At 66.3% G+C, this 16,745-nt stretch carries 18 protein-coding genes and 2 riboswitches; of the genes, 6 read left to right on the forward strand and 12 right to left on the reverse strand.

From position 1 onward, the window contains the following. Positions 1-71: 71 nt before the first annotated feature. The 8 genes from fdhD to BLJ79_RS19075 form a co-directional block, all read right to left on the reverse strand. Positions 72-905, reverse strand: coding sequence for a formate dehydrogenase accessory sulfurtransferase FdhD (fdhD, locus tag BLJ79_RS19040; protein WP_071216353.1), 834 nt, complete (start codon positions 903-905; stop codon positions 72-74). A 56-nt stretch (positions 906-961) separates the two neighbouring features. Beyond that, positions 962-2,155: a molybdopterin molybdotransferase MoeA gene (locus BLJ79_RS19045; RefSeq protein ID WP_071216354.1), complete on the reverse strand. Its 1,194-nt coding sequence runs from the start codon at positions 2,153-2,155 to the stop codon at positions 962-964. 11 nt (positions 2,156-2,166) lie between these two features. Next, positions 2,167-2,445 carry a DUF6457 domain-containing protein gene (locus tag BLJ79_RS19050; protein WP_071216355.1) on the reverse strand — a complete coding sequence of 93 codons (279 nt, stop codon included), beginning with the start codon at positions 2,443-2,445 and terminating at the stop codon, positions 2,167-2,169. Between the two features lie 15 nt (positions 2,446-2,460). Continuing rightward, positions 2,461-3,129 carry a molybdenum cofactor guanylyltransferase gene (gene mobA, locus BLJ79_RS19055; RefSeq protein WP_071216356.1) on the reverse strand — a complete coding sequence of 223 codons (669 nt, stop codon included), beginning with the start codon at positions 3,127-3,129 and terminating at the stop codon, positions 2,461-2,463. After that, entirely contained in the window at positions 3,126-3,623 is a 498-nt protein-coding gene (locus tag BLJ79_RS19060; RefSeq protein WP_071216357.1) for an HNH endonuclease, read from the reverse strand. The genes mobA and BLJ79_RS19060 overlap by 4 nt, the downstream gene beginning before the upstream one ends. A 335-nt stretch (positions 3,624-3,958) precedes the next feature. Further along, positions 3,959-4,636: a C40 family peptidase gene (locus BLJ79_RS19065; protein WP_286135564.1), complete on the reverse strand. Its 678-nt coding sequence runs from the start codon at positions 4,634-4,636 to the stop codon at positions 3,959-3,961. 155 nt (positions 4,637-4,791) lie between these two features. Then, positions 4,792-4,946, reverse strand: a riboswitch (cyclic di-AMP (ydaO/yuaA leader). Between the two features lie 127 nt (positions 4,947-5,073). After that, positions 5,074-6,009 carry a M23 family metallopeptidase gene (locus BLJ79_RS19070; protein ID WP_071216359.1) on the reverse strand — a complete coding sequence of 312 codons (936 nt, stop codon included), beginning with the start codon at positions 6,007-6,009 and terminating at the stop codon, positions 5,074-5,076. 75 nt (positions 6,010-6,084) lie between these two features. Further along, positions 6,085-6,268: riboswitch (cyclic di-AMP (ydaO/yuaA leader) on the reverse strand. Positions 6,269-6,352: 84 nt separating this feature from the next. Next, the gene (locus BLJ79_RS19075) at positions 6,353-7,048 is read right to left on the reverse strand and encodes an iron-dependent transcriptional repressor DtxR (protein WP_071216360.1); all 696 of its coding nucleotides are present in this window, start codon (positions 7,046-7,048) and stop codon (positions 6,353-6,355) included. A gap of 196 nt (positions 7,049-7,244) precedes the next feature. On the opposite strand from BLJ79_RS19075, the gene serC reads away from it, so the two are divergent. Continuing rightward, the gene (gene serC, locus BLJ79_RS19080) at positions 7,245-8,366 is read left to right on the forward strand and encodes a phosphoserine transaminase (protein WP_071216361.1); all 1,122 of its coding nucleotides are present in this window, start codon (positions 7,245-7,247) and stop codon (positions 8,364-8,366) included. A 190-nt stretch (positions 8,367-8,556) separates the two neighbouring features. Here serC and BLJ79_RS19085 read toward each other — a convergent pair whose 3' ends face one another. Together BLJ79_RS19085 and BLJ79_RS19090 are read right to left on the reverse strand one after the other, a co-directional pair. Further along, positions 8,557-9,024 (reverse strand): DUF3027 domain-containing protein, encoded by a 468-nt coding sequence (locus BLJ79_RS19085; protein ID WP_286135568.1) that lies wholly within the window; start codon positions 9,022-9,024, stop codon positions 8,557-8,559. Positions 9,025-9,046: 22 nt separating this feature from the next. After that, positions 9,047-9,430, reverse strand: a complete 384-nt coding sequence (locus tag BLJ79_RS19090) for a cold-shock protein (RefSeq protein WP_071216363.1) — start codon at positions 9,428-9,430, stop codon at positions 9,047-9,049. A gap of 248 nt (positions 9,431-9,678) precedes the next feature. Here BLJ79_RS19090 and BLJ79_RS19095 point away from each other — a divergent pair, with 248 nt between their 5' ends. The 5 genes from BLJ79_RS19095 to BLJ79_RS19115 all read left to right on the forward strand — a co-directional run bounded on the left by BLJ79_RS19095 (position 9,679) and on the right by BLJ79_RS19115 (position 13,708). Next, entirely contained in the window at positions 9,679-9,909 is a 231-nt protein-coding gene (locus BLJ79_RS19095; protein ID WP_071216364.1) for a hypothetical protein, read from the forward strand. A 135-nt stretch (positions 9,910-10,044) separates the two neighbouring features. Next, positions 10,045-10,755, forward strand: a complete 711-nt coding sequence (locus tag BLJ79_RS19100) for a response regulator transcription factor (RefSeq protein WP_071216365.1) — start codon at positions 10,045-10,047, stop codon at positions 10,753-10,755. Positions 10,756-10,777: 22 nt separating this feature from the next. Continuing rightward, on the forward strand, positions 10,778-12,277 hold the full coding sequence (locus BLJ79_RS19105) for a sensor histidine kinase (RefSeq protein WP_071216366.1): 1,500 nt from the start codon (positions 10,778-10,780) through the stop codon (positions 12,275-12,277). A 190-nt stretch (positions 12,278-12,467) separates the two neighbouring features. Continuing rightward, on the forward strand, positions 12,468-12,758 hold the full coding sequence (locus tag BLJ79_RS19110) for a WXG100 family type VII secretion target (RefSeq protein WP_071216367.1): 291 nt from the start codon (positions 12,468-12,470) through the stop codon (positions 12,756-12,758). 53 nt (positions 12,759-12,811) lie between these two features. Continuing rightward, positions 12,812-13,708: a DUF4031 domain-containing protein gene (locus BLJ79_RS19115; protein ID WP_071216368.1), complete on the forward strand. Its 897-nt coding sequence runs from the start codon at positions 12,812-12,814 to the stop codon at positions 13,706-13,708. A gap of 402 nt (positions 13,709-14,110) precedes the next feature. Here BLJ79_RS19115 and groL read toward each other — a convergent pair whose 3' ends face one another. Continuing rightward, positions 14,111-15,748 carry a chaperonin GroEL gene (gene groL, locus BLJ79_RS19120; RefSeq protein ID WP_071216369.1) on the reverse strand — a complete coding sequence of 546 codons (1,638 nt, stop codon included), beginning with the start codon at positions 15,746-15,748 and terminating at the stop codon, positions 14,111-14,113. A 280-nt stretch (positions 15,749-16,028) separates the two neighbouring features. Next, positions 16,029-16,697, reverse strand: a complete 669-nt coding sequence (locus BLJ79_RS19125) for a LytR C-terminal domain-containing protein (RefSeq protein WP_071216370.1) — start codon at positions 16,695-16,697, stop codon at positions 16,029-16,031. Positions 16,698-16,745: the final 48 nt, after the last annotated feature.

The following is a 16,745-nucleotide window of genomic DNA, read 5'->3' on the forward strand; positions in this document are numbered from 1 at the left end:
CGTTCAACAACGGTTTCGCGGACCGTGGCCGCTCGCGTGCGCTGAAGGGGAAACCCGGTGCTGGATGGTTCCTAGGAACCGGATCCAACCCTGTCGGCATGCGTATRTATGTTTACCGTACTACCCCGGGAGAATGCCGCAAGCGTCAACCCGGTTTCGTCGGCCAATTCCACTGCCAGCGAAGAGGGGGCACTGACGGCCGACAGCACCGGGATCCCGGCCATCGCGGCCTTCTGCACCAGTTCGAAAGAGGCCCGCCCGGAGACCTGCAGGACACAGTCATGAAGCGGTAACTTATGCTCGCGCAGCGCAGCCCCGACGACCTTGTCCACGGCGTTGTGCCGCCCGACGTCCTCGCGCAGCACCAGCAGTTCCCCGGCTGTGGTGAACAGGCCCGCGGCGTGCACTCCGCCGGTGGCGGAGAACAGTTCCTGTGCGTCCCGCAGGGTGTCGGGCATCTTCAACAGCGTCTGGACCGGCAGGTGCCCGCGGGCCGGATCCAGCGGGTAGGAGGATTTCTTGGTGACCTCGTCGATGGAGTTGGTCCCGCAGATCCCGCAGGCCGAGGATGTCACCACGTTCCGTGCCGCGGACATGTCAGGGGCCTGGGCCCCGAAACCAAGCTGCACGTCGATGACGTTGAAGGTTTGGTTGCCGTCCTCGTCGGTGCCCGCGCAATAGCGCATGGACACCAGGTGTTCGGTGCGGCTGATGAGGCCCTCGGCCAGCAGGAACCCTGCAACCATGTCGAAGTCGTCGCCCGGGGTGCGCATGGAGGTGGTGAAGGAGGTGCCGTTGAAGCGTATTTCCAGCGGTTCCTCGACGGCCAGCTTTTCCTCGCGGGCTATCCGGGCCCCGTCCAGGGTTGCCCTGGTGATGCGCCTGCGGACTATTTTCCGTCCCATGTCCTTCTCTTGCCCTTCCGGCCTTGGCTGTTGGTCTTAGGTGTTTTCATGTCCGGCTACCACGGTAACCGAAGGTAGGAAGCCGGTGCACCGGCAATCGCCCCGTCCGGCCCGACCACCAGGATCGCATCGGCCGCGGCCAGCCCGCGCAGCATCGCCGGGGAGACATGCTCGGCCGGGGCCAGGGCGTCGGGGCCGGCGGCTCCGGGGACCCAGCGGGCCGGGACCAGGCGGGTGCGCCCGGGCAGCGGGGCGAAGTCCGCGGCGCAGGTCGCGGAGCGCAGCCTGGCCGTTTCGCACCCGGTGGCCCCGCGCAGCAGCGGGTCCAGCAGCGTGGCGACGGCCATGAGCGCGGCCAGCGGGTTTCCGGGCAGGGCGACCAACAGCCGGTTTCCGGGCAGTGTCGAAAGCATCGAGGGGTGGCCGGGGCGCATGGCGATGGAGGGGACCACTTCCGTTCCGCCCACTTCGCGAACCGCGGCGCGCACGAAGTCCCGATCGGAGAACCCGGTGCCGCCGGTGGTGACGATGATGTTCGCCGCCCGGGCCGGTGCCGAGTCGATCGCCGCCACCGTGGCTTCGAGGCTGTCCCCGATGCGCACCGCGCTGCCGACAGTGCCGCCCAGGGCGGCCACGACCTGGGGCAGCACCGGGGAGAACCCGTCGCGGACCTGTCCGGGGGCCGGGTGCCCCACGGCGATGACTTCGTCGCCCGTGAACACCAGGTGCACCGAGGGGGTTGCCGCAACCAGGAGTTCGTCGTGGCCCGAGACCGCCGCCGTGGCGATCACCCCTGCCCGCAGGGGGGTTCCGGACCGGGCCAGCAGCTCGCCCTTGGCGGCTTCGGTTCCGGCGGGGCGGATGTCGGCCCCGAGGCGCAGTTGGCGGTCGCCGTGGAGCAGCCCGCCTTCCAGCCGGGAGTGCTCGACGCGCAGGATGGCTGTGGTGCCCTCGGGAACCAGCGACCCGGTGACCACCGCGGTGGCTTCTGAGGAACCAAGCACCAGGTTTTCGCCCGCGCCCGGGTTGCCGGCCAGCGYCCTGAGCAGCTGCCAGGGCCCAGTGCCGTTGACCGCGTATCCGTCCATGGCGGAGGTCGCGCAATGCGGCATCGGGTAGGCGGTCACCAGGTCGGCGGCGAGGATCCGTCCTGCGGCAAGGTGCAGGGGAACCGTTTGGGGCGCGGCGGCGATCCGGGTGCCCAGCCGGTGGGCCTCGGTGCGGGCGCCGTCCCAGGATTGGTCTTTCAACGCGGCACGGCTCAGGCGTCGTCGGTGGAGGCGGGGCGTGCGGCCAGCACTGTCCGTGCCAGGGAGTCTGCCGACTCCATCGCCGGTTTCGTGCCGGCCCGGCCGCTGCCCACGGCAAGGCCTGCCACATAACCGGCCACGTAGGTGGTCAGCGGGGCGGCGGGGCGGACGATGGTGTGCGCGGCAACGCCGGCCAGCGAGAGCACCTGGTCGATGTCGATTTCGGTGTCGTTGAGTTCATACGCCGCCAGGAGTTCCCTGATCCATTGATCGAGCTGGGCTTCCGGCATGATGCATTCTCCTTGTCAGTGGCCGTTGGCCACCGCTATCCCGTGCCGCCCGGCATCCCCGGGCGTATCGATGTCGCTGAAGTCCGCGTCGGGAAGCTTCAGTCGTTCCATCTGCACTGTAGCAAGCAGACGCATCATTGACGCATTCTCGAGACTTCCTCGGGGTTCGGAGGCCCGGCTGATGGCTTCGCGCAGGGAGGAGGTGAGGACAGCGCAGGAGAGCGTCTGCAGCACCCCTGAGGCATCCTGGGGCACCCATGCCTCGGTTCCCTGAACCGGGTTGTCGGTGGCGGCCAGCAGTGCCGCGACCACCGGGCCCGGATCCAGGAGGTCGGAGGCCAGCACGATTGTCAGCTCGGAAGCCTCGTTTTCGCGCTGCGCGCTTTCGTCGTCTGGTCCGTCGTCCAGGGCGGCCCGTCCGGCGGCGACCGCCGCGGCGGGGCCCGCAAAGGTTGGATACTCGCGGGTGATGACCACGCGCTGGTGGTCCGGGGCACAGTCCATGTACCGGGTGACGGCTTCGGCCAGGGCATGGGCGCCGACCACGGCGATGGCCTGGGCATCACGGACGGCGTTGAGCGAATGCTCCAGCAACGTCTCGCCGCGGTGTTCAAGAAGGGGCTTGCTGACCCCGCCGAGCCGGGACCCACGGCCACCGGCCACGATGATCGCATCGAATTTCATGCTGCACTCCGTAAAAAGGGACTCCAAGCCTCTGCGGGGCGTTCCAGTTCGGTGATGAACCATTGGGCGCCTCGCGGTCGGCTCGGGGCGAACCGCAGCTTCCAGCCCAGCTGTGCCAGCGTCCGGTCTCCCTTGGCGCTGTTGCAGCCTTGGCATGCCGCTACTAAATTCTCCCATGAATCCTCGCCGCCGCGGCTCCGCGGCACGATGTGGTCGATCGTGTTGGCGCTTCGTCCGCAGTACGCGCAGCGGTGCCCGTCGCGGCGCAGCACCCCGCGGCGCGAGACATTGACGACGGAGCGGTACGGCAGGCGGATGTAGCGGTTCAGCAGGATCACCGTGGGCCTGGGCACCACATGGTTGACCCCGACGACCGGGTCCCGGTCGTCATCGGCAAGGACGGTGGCCTTTCCGGTGAGGACAAGGAGAAGTGCCCGGCGGAAGGTAATGACCGCCAGCGGTTCAAATCCTGCATTCAGTACAAGGGTTCGCATGTGCGCATCCTCTGATCCTGACCCGGCGCAACAGAGGGACCCGTCCACGACGGAAATCCCTCACGGTGGCGCACGCGGCACTCGGCTTTGGCTCCTGTGCCCTAGCCTAAGACAATGGATGACTGTTTTGCTCGCATTTGTCGGCAACTGGTTAAAAAATCCACCGGAAATTTTCCCGCGGTACACCCCCTGGAGGGGCGTTTCGGCCGTTCCCGTGGGCATCGGGCGCCACGGGCCGCACCTGCCGTCCCGGACGCACGCCCTGTTGGGGGGATTAACAGACAAGGCCCCCGTCGATCCTTGCGGATCGCCCGGGGGCCTTGGAACGCTTGAGCTTAGCCCTTGAGGGTGTAGTAACCGTAGAGCGGGTTGCGGGAGACGTCGTGAAGGATCGTGTCGACGGTCGGGTTCTGTGCACCGATCATCTTGCCGCCACCGAGGTAGATGCCGACGTGGCCGCCACCGTTCTGGAACACCAGGTCGCCCGGCTTCGGGCTGGAGGTGCGAACGAACTGGCCCGAGCCACGGATGGCCGAGGTGCCGCGGGCGATGTTGATGCCGTGCTGTGCGTAGACGTACTTGACGAAGCCGGAGCAATCCCAGCCCGACGGGGTGTTGCCGCCCCATACATAGGGAACGCCCACGTACTTGGCAGCGGTTGCCGCGATGCCGGAGAGGTTGGCGGTGTTGACCGAGTCGCTCTTGACCTTGGGGGCCGAGGAGGTGGATTCGGTGGTGCCGCGGTTCGAGCGGGTTACCGGTGCAAAGGCGTCGGCATTGCTGGAACGCGTCGAGGAAGTGGTGGAGCGCGGGGTGACCTCGTTGGCCACGGCGATCACGACGGGAGCCGGAGCCGGCTTGGAGGTGAACGCTGCGCGCTCGATGTTCAGGTCCTTGGCGCGTTCGGTCGAGACCGAGACGGCTTTGACGGCTACGCGCTCTGCGGAAAGGCCTTCAACGGGGACGGCGCTTGCTTCGCGGGATACGTTGCCCTGGGCTGCGGGAACGCCCAAGGTCAAAACGAGACCTGATGCGGCTGCAATGACTGCGGCTTGGCGGCCAACCGATCCAGCGTTCGAGGCTACGGCCTTCGAGATGGATTCTAGCGGGTTGGTCCGAACCGGGGTCGCGCGGTGGCGGCCCAATGCTTGACGTGTAGTCACGTAGTAATGCCTCTCCTGATGCCTGCGAGGTGAGCTGTCGGGTTCGAGTGGGAGTCACTCGGCAATCCGGCCGCCAGGCCGAACTACTTAACCCCAAGGCTTCCTGGTGTGGAAACCGAAAGTGGGTCCCCCGCCACTGCCAAACGAGTTTTTGAACGGACACCGTGGGCTGGCAGTGCTCGGCACTTCCCGCGGCGGTGATCAGGGTTGGTCCCTGAGCACTTACTTAGAATATATGAAGCGAATCCAAAAGTCACGTTCCGGTCACGGAACGGTGACAATTGCCGTTATAACCAGCCCTCGGGGTTTACCCACTTGCCGTTGACGATGACCTCGAGGTGCAGGTGGGGGCCGGTTGAGTTACCCGTGCTGCCACTGAGCGAGACAACTTCTCCACGCTTGACCTTTTGCCCCACGGCGACCTTCAAGGACGAGTTGTGGTTGTAGCTGGTGTGCAAGCCGTTCCCGTGGTCGATCTCCACGCGGAAGCCGGAGTGGCCCGCCCAGGCTGCCTGCACGACGGTGCCGGCGGCTGCGGCCTTGATCGGCGTACCCATCGGAACCGCGTAGTCCAGCCCGTTGTGGTTCATGTAGCCGGGGCCGGTCGGATTCTTGCGGTGGCCGAAGCGCGAAGTCAATCGAATGCTGTCGACCGGCTGGGCCAGTACACCGCTCGTGGCGATCTTGGTGACATCGCCGCCGGCGGCCGTCATGACCGTGGCCAGCTTGTCTTCCTTGGTGAATTCGCTGGTCAGCGAGGCCCGTTCGATCTTGACCTCGTCACCGGTCGGGGCCTGGACATCAACCACGACCGATTGGGCAACGCGCTGGGCGTCGGCGACGGCGCCCTCGGGCTCCTGCCCGGGGGATGCTGCGGCGAAGGCCAGGCCCGAAACGGCGGCAACCGCGGCAATCTTGTGCGTGAACCCCATGCGGGAGCGCTGCGGCCGGGGAGCGAACTTGATGACGTTGTCCAGCTCGTCGGCTTCGGCCGGGGCGGCCACCGGTGCCGCAGGGGCGGCCAGGGCCACGGGGATCTCGGTGGCGGCAATGGCTGCTGCGTCCGGGGATGCGCCGTACCGCAGGCCCGCATCGAAGCGTCGGCCGATGTACTGCAGGGAACCAGTTGCCTCGACGGCTTCCGGGACCACGCTCAGTGCGCGGCGGCCGGGACGTCGGGAAGTGTTTTCACCGCTCAGGGCGGTGTCTACGATCTGCTCCAAGGAGCCTTCAGCAGGCAAAGCATCAACGGGTCCGGACGCACGACGGCGGCCGGAGGTGTGCTGCTGAGTCAAATGTCAACCTCTCATATATCGCCTGCGAAGTTAGCTGTCGGATTCGAGTCATGAGATCAACTCGGCCGAGCCCACCTAGGCGGACTCAACTTCACCCCAAGATCCGTGGCCAATGGCCAGGAACGGTTGAAATGGGTCCTCCGCCCCTACCGGGCATTCTTGCTCCTGGATCCGCCGGTAGGGTTATGCGAACCGGATCAGGACTGGATTGCCTAAGTGCAACCCAACGAGAAACCCTACCGGGGTTTATGCCAAAGTTACAATTCCGTTATCAATCCATGCGGCGGACAAACACATGGGCGCTGACCTCGGTCGGAAGCTCCAGTGCGCCCTCGATGCCCTCGACCCGCACCACCACGTACTCCCCGGCCCTTTCGAGCGTGACTAGGGCCCCCGGGCGGATGCCGCCCTCATCGAGCTGCACCAGCAGCTCGGGTTCCACCTGGATGGTTTCGGCCAGGCGTTCGATGCGGACCGGGCCCACGTTTCCGTCCAGCAGTGCCGAATCGAGATTTTGGACACTCACGGAGATCTCGGTCAATCCGGGCCCGCCCAGCGCCTCGAGCCCCGGGATCGGGTTTCCGTACGGGGAAGCCGCCGGCTGGCCCAGCAACTTGTACAGCCGCTGCTCCACGCGCTCGCTCATCACGTGCTCCCAGCGGCAGGCTTCCTCATGGACATACTCCCACTCCAGGCCGATCACGTCGGCCAGCAGGCGCTCGGCCAGGCGGTGCTTGCGCATCACACCTGTGGCGACTTCCGCGCCAAGCTCTGTCAGTTCGAGGTGCCGGTCGGTGGTGACCACGACCAGCCCGTCGCGCTCCATGCGGGCCACCGTTTGCGAAACCGTGGGCCCGGAGTGCCCCAGGCGCTCGGCAATACGTGCGCGCAGGGCAATGATGCCCTCCTCCTGGAGTTCCAGGATGGTGCGCAGGTACATTTCGGTGGTATCGATCAGGTCTGACACGTTTGCAGCTCCCGCATGGGTTGATTTTTACAAGAGATCACTACGCTTCCCACTCTACCTGCGTTCACATTTCCGACTCGCTATTACGCATTGGGCGTCCGAGTGCGGGATTATTGAACAACTGGGCATCCCCGAATCGCATCAGACAGCGGATGCGAGGGTGTCAAAGCGTAAAACCCCCCTTATGAGGAGCAACATGAGCACCGGCCTGACTATTCCCCAAGACCTCTTGCCCGTGGACGGCCGATTCGGTGCCGGACCTTCCAAGGTCCGCCCCGAGCAGGTCCAGGCACTGCTCGACGCAGGTACGCAGCTTCTGGGCACCTCGCACCGCCAGGCTCCCGTGAAGAACCTGGTCCGCGAGATCCAGGAGGGCCTCAAGTCCTTCTTCAACGCCCCGGCCGACTACGAAGTGGTCCTCGGCGTAGGCGGATCCACCGCGTTCTGGGACATCGCGGCCTTCGGCCTGGTCCGCACCAAGGCCCAGCACCTGTCCTTCGGCGAGTTCGGCTCGAAGTTCGCCGCCGCGACCAACAAGGCCCCGTTCCTGGAGCCCTCTTCGATCATCACCTCCGAGCCCGGTTCCCGTCCGGTTCCCGTAGCCGAGGTGGGCGTGGACGTATACGCTTGGCCACAAAACGAGACCTCCACGGGCGTTGCCGCCCCGGTGCACCGGGTTGAGGGTGCCGACGAGGGCGCCCTGGTCGTCATCGACGCGACCTCCGCCGCCGGCGGACTGGACGTGGACGTCTCGCAGGCCGATGTCTACTACTTTGCCCCGCAGAAGAACTTCGCCTCCGACGGCGGCCTGTGGATTGCACTCTTCTCCCCGGCGGCAATTGCCCGCGCCGAGGAAATTGCCGCCTCGGGACGCTGGATCCCCGACTTCCTGAACCTGAAGACGGCGATCGACAACTCGCGCCTGAACCAGACCTACAACACCCCGGCCCTGTCCACCCTGGTTTCGCTCAACGCCCAGGTGCAGTGGCTCAATGCCAATGGCGGCCTGAAGTTCGCCGCAGCGCGCACGGCCGACTCGGCTTCCCGCATCTACGACTGGGCCGAGGCCTCCGAGGTTGCCACCCCGTACGTCGCCGCACCCGGGGACCGCTCCAACGTCATCGCCACCATCGACTTCGACGATTCGATCGATGCCGCCGCGGTGGCCAAGACGCTGCGCGCCAACGGCGTGGTCGACGTGGAGCCGTACCGCAAGCTGGGTCGCAACCAGCTGCGCGTGGCGACGTTCGTTGCCATCGAGCCAGAGGACGTCTCTTCGCTGCTCAAGTGCATCGAGTACGTGCTGAAGAACAGCTAGCGACTTCGCAAGGCATACGGGCGGCGCCCCGGCACGGGCCAACACCACGTGCCGGGGCGCCGCCTTTTCGCCGTTGACCGCATTGCCGGAGGGCAAACCGGGCACGGGAAAGGGGGCTGGCAGTGACCATTCGGTCACCGCCAGCCCCCTTCGACACTCCAGGAGACTAGTCCCCCGGGTGCCTATTCGACTACTTGGCGTCCGGGTCTTCGGAATCCTGCGCTTCGGTGCCCTCGGGCGCCGCCACCTCGCCGTCCGTGGGAGCATCGGCATCGGCCTCGCCGGATTCCTGGCCCGGGGCCTCGACGCCGGCTTCCGCGGCAGCGGCCTCTTCGGCGGCGCGACGCTCGGCGTCCATTTCCTCCGGGCGGACACGTTCGGCCCAGGGCACCCAAGCCGGGGCCAACAGTGCGTCCTCGCCGGGAAGGATCCCGACCTCGCACACCGTGATGTCCTTGGCCTGGGCGCGCGGGATGCGGGTCAGCGTCGCGAACCAGCACCAGCCCTCGTAGCCGATGCGCAGCGCCTCGAAGCGGTGGGTCACCAGGCGTTCGCCGTCGTTGACCGCCTCGAGGTGTTCGCCGATCATCGATTCGTCGGTGATCTCCAGCAGCGCTGCGCGTGCCTGGTCAACGGCCTTCGCCAGGGTTGTGTCCATTATCGGTTTGCGTGCCATGTGATCAGGCGTCCAAGTCGTCGGCTACGGCGCGCAGCACGGCTGCGATCTTGGCGCCATGGGCTTTTTCCGGGTAGCGGCCGTGGCGCAACCCGTTGGAGACCGAGTCGAGCACCTTGATGAGGTCCTCGATCAGCACTGCGGTGTCAACGGCCGGCTTGCGCTTGGCACGGGCCACCGAGGGTGCATCGTCAAGGATGCGCACGCTAAGCGCCTGCGCGCCCTTGCGTCCCTCGGCAATGCCGAATTCCATGCGTGTGCCTGCGCGCAGCTCGGTCACGCCCGCGGGCAGCGCCGAGGCGTTCAAATACACTTCCTGGCCCTCGTCGGTTACCAGGAACCCGAACCCCTTGGAGGGTTCGTACCATTTCACTTTGCCGGTTGGCACGTCTAGCTACCTCGTCCTTGGGTCACAATGGGCCAACCACGGGGGTCGAAAACCGTTCCGCGTTCCCATTTCTGGCGATCTCCCGGCGCGAAACCACGCAACCCGGCCCCGATGGGGCTTGTGGGCGGGCTCTTGCGTCCGGGGAAGTCTATATCTTCTAGGGTACGACATCAGCGGCTTGCCCCCTTCCATGGCCCGGGGCCGGTTCCCGATGTGGCTCTTTGCCCGGTGCGCGGTAGTTTTAAGGGGTGAACACCACCGCCCCGACCCCGGCTTCCCAGCGCATCCTGACCTTCCTGGCCGGAGGCATCGCCATCGTCTCGCTGGCCGCCCTGGCCGTCATCCTGATCCAGTACATGGTGCAGGCGGCCCCGGCGCCCGCATTGCTCGCCGTTGCGCTCTACGGCTTGCCGTTGGCCTTCATCCTGCTCATGGTGGTCCTGGTCCTGAACTTCCGCGAGCGCCGCCGCTCCCGTTAGCCTCCCCGAGGTTGCTTCCCGGGGCCCGTCTCCGGCAAGTTCCGGGCACCTTGGCGGCGTTCGTGCTGCCAAGCGCCCTTGCATGCACAACGAACACACAGGGTTCTTACAGATAGCGGTTGCAGACTGGTACCCATGAATGCCAAAACCCCCGAAGCAAAGCTCCTGGTCGTCGACGACGAACCAAACATCCGCGAATTGCTTTCCACCTCCCTGCGCTTTGCAGGCTTCGAGGTGGTGGCGGCAGCAAACGGCCGCGAGGCCCTGGCTGCCGTGGAGGCAGAGACCCCGGACCTTGCGGTGCTCGATGTGATGCTCCCGGACATGGACGGCTTCACCATCACCCGCCGCCTGCGCGCCGCAGGCAAGCACTTCCCCGTGCTGTTCCTCACCGCACGCGACGACACCGAGGACAAGGTCACCGGGCTGACCGTGGGCGGGGACGACTACGTCACCAAGCCGTTCAGCCTCGACGAGGTCGTGGCCCGCATACGCGCCGTGCTGCGCCGCACCCAGCCGGCGGAGGAGGACAGCGCGGTCATCCGCGTCGACGACCTCGAGCTCGACGACGACGCGCACGAGGTTCGCCGCTCCGGCGAGGTCATCGAGCTCTCCCCCACCGAGTTCAAGCTGCTGCGCTACCTGATGATGAACCCCAACCGGGTGCTCTCCAAGGCGCAGATCCTCGACCACGTCTGGGAATACGACTTCAACGGGGACGCCTCGATCGTGGAGTCCTACATTTCCTACCTGCGCCGCAAGATCGATTCGCGCCCCGAGTGGCCCTCGCTCATCCAGACCAAGCGCGGTGTCGGCTACCTGATGCGAACCGCCGACCGCCGCTAAGACGAAAGACCGGTTCCCCCACGTGGAAAGCGCCCGCAGGTTCTGGCGACAGGTGTCGCTGCGCACCAAGCTCGTAGCGCTCATGAGTTCGTTGATGATCCTGGGAATCGTGGTCACGGCCGTCGGTTCGGCCCAGTCGCTGCGGCTGATGCTGACCGCGCAGCTGGACACGGACCTGAAGTCCAACACCGCCACGATCACCGCCACGATGCTCAACGACTATGCGGGCATCGCCTCAATCAACCCCAAGTCCAACGGGCTTGCCCGGTTCTACGGGGACTTGCGCAACGAGTCCGGGGCCATCCTCTACACCATGCCGCGCAAGGCGGCCGCGGACAACAAGCCGCTGGACGCCCCTGACCTCGACACCCAGGCCCTTGACCGGCTGCGCGAGGATCCCGCCGCATCGCTGACGGTGCGCGGAACCAACCTCGGATCGGCCGGCTGGCGGGTGCGCATCGTGGATCTGCCGCGCACCGACTACGACCTGATCTATGCGCTGCCGATGACCTCGGTGCAGGACACCGTAACCAAGGCCACGATGCTGGTGATGTCCACCGGCATGCTCGCCACGCTGCTGATGTCGATGATCGCCTACGGCATCACCACCCGGGCCCTGCTGCCGCTGCTGCGTGTCGAACGCACCGCTGCTGCCATTGCCGCCGGAGACCTCTCCCGGCGCGTGGAGGACTATCCGCCGGAGACCGAGGTCGGGCGGCTCTCGCGCTCGCTGAACGCGATGCTGGCGCACATCGAGCACGCCTTCCGCGGGCGGGCCGCCTCGGAACGCAAGATGCGCCGCTTCATCCAGGACGCCTCGCACGAACTGCGCACACCGCTGGTGACCATCCAGGGCTACTCGGAGTTCTACCGGCAGGGCGGGCTGAACGACCCGGAAATGCTGCGCACCGCCATGGGGCGCATCGAGGCCGAATCCAAGCGCATGGCCCAGCTGGTCGAGGACCTGCTGACCCTGGCGCGGCTCGACGAGCAGCGCCCGCTGGAGCGCAAGCCCATCGACCTGCTGCTGCTGGCCGGTGACGCCGCCGAGGACACCCGGGTCAACGCCGTGGACCGCAAGGTGCGGCTGATCGGCCTGGACGGCGGGGCACCGCAACCGGCGCCCACTTCCGGGGACGAAGCCCGGCTGCGCCAGATCGTGGCCAATTTGATGACCAACGCCCTGCGCTACACCCCGGAGGGCACGGACATCGAGATCGCCGTCGGCGTCAAGCCCGTCATCGACGGACGGTCCGATGCGGTGCTGGAGATCCGCGACCACGGGCCGGGCATCTCGGAAGAGGACGCCGGACGGGTGTTCGAGCGCTTCTACCGCGCCGACTCCTCCCGGCAGCGCGAGACCGGCGGCACCGGGCTGGGCCTGGCCATCGTCGCGGCGATCGCAGCACAGCACGACGGGTCCATCAGGCTCAGCGACACCCCCGGCGGCGGGGCGACCATGTCGATCCACCTGCCCTACGTCGCTCCCGAGGAAGACCCCGAGGACGACGAGGAGGACTAGGTCCACGCTCCCCACGCGTTATCCACACCCCGTTGCGGCCTTGCCCGCAGCGGGGTGTGCCGCTTCTAGCCTGAATACGGAAGCACGCAGCGAACACACCGGCGCGCTTCCCGCCGGGAACCGGGCGGGGGCGAACCCCGTTTGCACGGCTCGGCGCCACAGAACCCAATGCACGGGAGTGAAAAGCAACATGAGCACGTTTGCCGCCAACACCAACGAGATGCAGGCCCGGTCCACGAACCTGCATGCCACCATCGAGCGCGTTCGGGCGGAGGTGAATTCGTTGACCTCCTCGCTGCAGGACCTGCAGGGCACCTGGCAGGGTGCGGCCTCGGCAAATTTCCAGTCCGTGGTCGCCGACTGGCGCAACACCCAGGCACGCGTGGAGGAATCGCTGTCCTCCATCGGCACCGCGCTGAACCGCGCCTCGGTGCAATACGACGAGGCCGAGGCCGCCAACGCCTCCCTGTTCACCTACTGAAGCCCTCGGGGTCGGAGCCGGTGCGTGGCCCGGGCGCGTATTACTCTGGGGACGTGTCCATCCTCATTGATCCCCCGTCGTGGCCGGCCCACGGAACGTTCTTTTCCCACCTGGTCTCCGATGCGTCCCTCGGCGAGCTCCATGGCTTTGCCCGGGCCCACGACCTGCCGGAGCGCGCCTTCGACCGCGACCACTACGACGTGCCGCAAAGTCGCTACGCCGACCTGGTCGCGGCCGGCGCGCTCCCGCTCCCGGCCACCGAGCTGGTGCGCCGGCTGATAGCCTCCGGGCTGCGGGTGCGCGCCAGGGAGCGTCCCGAACGCCTCGACGCGGTGCTGCTGGCCCGCTGGGAGTCGCTGGGTCTGGGCGCGCCGGGACTGGGACGGGAACTGCTGGCTCGCTGGTCCGAGCAACAGCGGGTCTACCACGACCGTGCGCACCTGGTGGCGGTGCTCGTATCCCTGGACACCCTGGCCGGTCCGCACCGGCAGGAGGCCGCTCACCTGCCCGTATACCTGGCCGCCTGGTTCCACGACGCCGTGTACCGGGGCGCCGCAACCGACGAGCAGGATTCCGCCGCGCTGGCCGCGGAACTGCTGCCGGGCGTTGGCGTTGCCGCAGAGGTGGTGGACGAGGTGGTTCGACTCGTCCTGCTGACCACGACCCACAAGCCCGCGCCCGGGGACCATGCCGGGGCGCTGCTCTGCGACGCGGACCTGGAGGTGCTGGCACGCAGTGATTCGGCCTACCGCCGGTACACCGCGGCGGTGCGCCGCGAATACGCCCACGTCCCGGATGCCGACTTTGCCCGCGGACGTGCCTCGATCCTGCGTGGGTTGTTGGAGGGTGGGTCGTTGTACTCCAGTAACCGGGGCCGGGAATTGTGGGAGGAACAGGCCCGGGCCAACCTGGAATCCGAGCTTGCGGAGCTGGAGCCCCTGGCTCGATAGGCTCGGGCCGAAATACCGGAAGCGGGCTACGCACGCAGGGCTTGGGCCCAAAGGGTTTCATGTTCCTTCACGAACCCCGTGGCCCGCGCCCGGTGTTCCCCGTGCCCGTCCACGAACATCCGCACCCGGGGCGAGGCCATTGTGGCAGACCAGCTCCGGGCCGACGGCCGAGTTCCGGGTGCTCCAGGCATCGTCCGGGGACACCTGGAACGTTTCGGCCGCATCGTGGAGCCGTCGTATCCGGCGCCATCGAACATCCCCTGCGGTCAACGCGTTAACGCCGCGGGCCGCCCTCCCGTGCGGCGAACCTCCTCCGCAAGGGATGAGGTCCACCGCCGGGAAAGCGGCCCGTAGTTTTGGCTGGTGAAGCCTACGCGCTAGGCGCGGTGTGTGCCAGGGGGATTAGAATCCGCCCATGCCGCCCATGCCACCCATGTCGTCGCCACCCGGTGCTGCTGCGCCGGCCGGAACCGGCTTGTCAGCGACAACGGCTTCGGTGGTGAGGAACAGGCCGGCGATCGAGGCGGCATTCTGCAGTGCAGAACGGGTCACCTTGACCGGGTCGTTCACGCCGGCTGCCAGCAGGTCGACGTATTCGCCGGTTGCTGCATTCAGGCCGTGGCCTGCGGGCAGTCCCTTGACCTTGTCGGCAACGACGCCCGGCTCAAGGCCGGCGTTGAAGGCGATCTGCTTCAGCGGGGCTTCGATGGCAACGCGCACGATGTTTGCACCGGTTGCCTCGTCGCCTTCGAGCTTCAGCTTGGCGAATGCGATGGCACCGGCCTGGATGAGGGCCACGCCGCCACCGGCGACGATGCCTTCCTCGACTGCTGCCTTGGCGTTGCGCACAGCGTCTTCGATGCGGTGCTTGCGCTCCTTGAGCTCAACCTCGGTTGCGGCACCGGCCTTGATGACTGCAACGCCGCCGGCCAGCTTGGCCAGGCGCTCCTGCAGCTTCTCGCGGTCGTAGTCCGAATCGGAGTTCTCGATCTCGGCGCGAATCTGGTTCACGCGACCGGCGATCTCCTCGGCGTCGCCCGCACCCTCGACGATGGTGGTCTCGTCCTTGGTGACAACAACCTTGCGGGCGGAGCCCAGCAGGTCGATGGTGGCGTTTTCGAGCTTCAGGCCGATTTCCTCGGAGATGACCTGGCCACCGGTGAGGATGGCAATGTCGGCCAGCATGGCCTTGCGGCGGTCGCCGAAGCCCGGTGCCTTGACGGCGACGGACTTGAACAGGCCGCGGATCTTGTTCACGATCAGGGTTGCAAGGGCTTCGCCCTCGATGTCCTCGGCGATGATCAGCAGCGGCTTGTTCGACTGCATGACCTTCTCAAGGATCGAAACCATGTCCTTGACATTGGTGATCTTCGAGTTGGCAATCAGGATGTACGGATCTTCAAGGACCGTTTCCTGGCGCTCGTTGTCGGTGACGAAGTAGGCCGAGATGTAGCCCTTGTCGAAGCGCATGCCCTCGGTGAGCTCAAGCTCGAGGCCGAAGGTGTTCGACTCCTCGACGGTGATGACACCTTCCTTGCCGACCTTGTCCAGTGCCTCGGCGATCAGGGCGCCGATTTCGTTGTCGCCGGCGGAGATCGATGCGGTGGCAGCGATCTGCTCCTTGGTCTCGATTTCCTTGGCGGAGGCCAGCAGCTCGGCGGTGACCGCGTCGACTGCCTTCTCGATGCCGCGCTTCAGGGACAGCGGGTCGGCGCCGGCAGCAACGTTGCGCAGGCCTTCCTTGACCAGGGCCTGGGCCAGGACGGTTGCGGTGGTGGTGCCGTCGCCTGCGACGTCATCGGTCTTCTTGGCAACTTCCTTGACGAGCTCGGCACCGATCTTCTCGTACGGGTCTTCGAGCTCGATCTCCTTGGCAATGGAGACACCGTCGTTGGTGATCGTGGGGGCGCCCCACTTCTTTTCCAGAACGACGTTGCGACCACGCGGGCCAAGGGTGACCTTGACGGCGTCGGCCAGGATGTTCAGGCCGCGCTCAAGGCCTCGGCGTGCTTCCTCGTCAAATGCAATGATTTTGGCCATAGCGGCTTATGTCCTTTCGGGACGTTCATGCGTATCTACGACCTGAGGCAACGCCCGCGACGGACGAAGAATCCACGATGTCATGGGACGATCGCAAAAGCTTCTCGCTGCCTTGGTCAAGGACTCACTCAAACAACATCCCGAAACCGCACGGATCCGGTCGAAACTTCGATCGAATTAGCAGTCGGGACGTGTGAGTGCTAATACAAATCTTGGCACTCAACCACCCGGAGTGCAAGCTGTGGGTCTTTGCCGACAGCGTAGTTCGCCACGCTTCGGCCTAGCGGTAGTTGCTTCCCAGCACGATGGCGATATTGCCCGGGATGTTTGCGCTCTGCATGATCGAGGTGATGCCCAGTTCCCCGGCCGCCGCTTCAGCCGTGGCCCGCTGGGTCTCGGAGCGGTAGTAGACCGTGGAGTAGGTGACCTTCTTGGTCCAGTTCGATGCCGAGACATTGCTGAACCCGGCGTTCAAGAGCTCGGTGCGGGCCTGGCCGGCAAGGCCGCCGACCTTTGCCCCGTTGTAGACACCCATGACCATGGTCGTGTCGACATCCTCCGGCAACCCGCTTGCGCTGGCATCGGTGGATTCGGAGGCCGCGGTCGACTCGCCGGGGTCCGTGGAGCCGCTTTCGGAGGGCGTTTCGCTGGGATCCTCGGTGGCGGACGGCGATTCGGAGGCGTCGGAGGAAGCCGGGGCCGAAGTCGAGTCCGAGGAGCTCGCGGCCACCGGTGCGGGGTCGTTCGAGGTGCCCATGAGCTTGGGCAGGACCATGAAGGAGAAGAGTCCCACCACCAGGGCAAGCGCCCCGAAGACCATCAGCCAGCGCAGCCCGGATCGGGCTCCGCCCACGGATGCGGCGGCAGCCCAGCCGTTTTCGCGGTGCGAGCCGCTACGGTTGCTGAACTCAGGGACGCGATCAAATTCATCGCGCGGATAGTTGGTCATGCCCGTCCTCGGTGATGTGTCGTGCAATGTGGGCATGCGCGGGTGCAG

Origin of the sequence: Arthrobacter sp. UCD-GKA, assembly GCF_001863355.1 — a bacterium.
GTDB lineage: Bacteria > Actinomycetota > Actinomycetes > Actinomycetales > Micrococcaceae > Paeniglutamicibacter.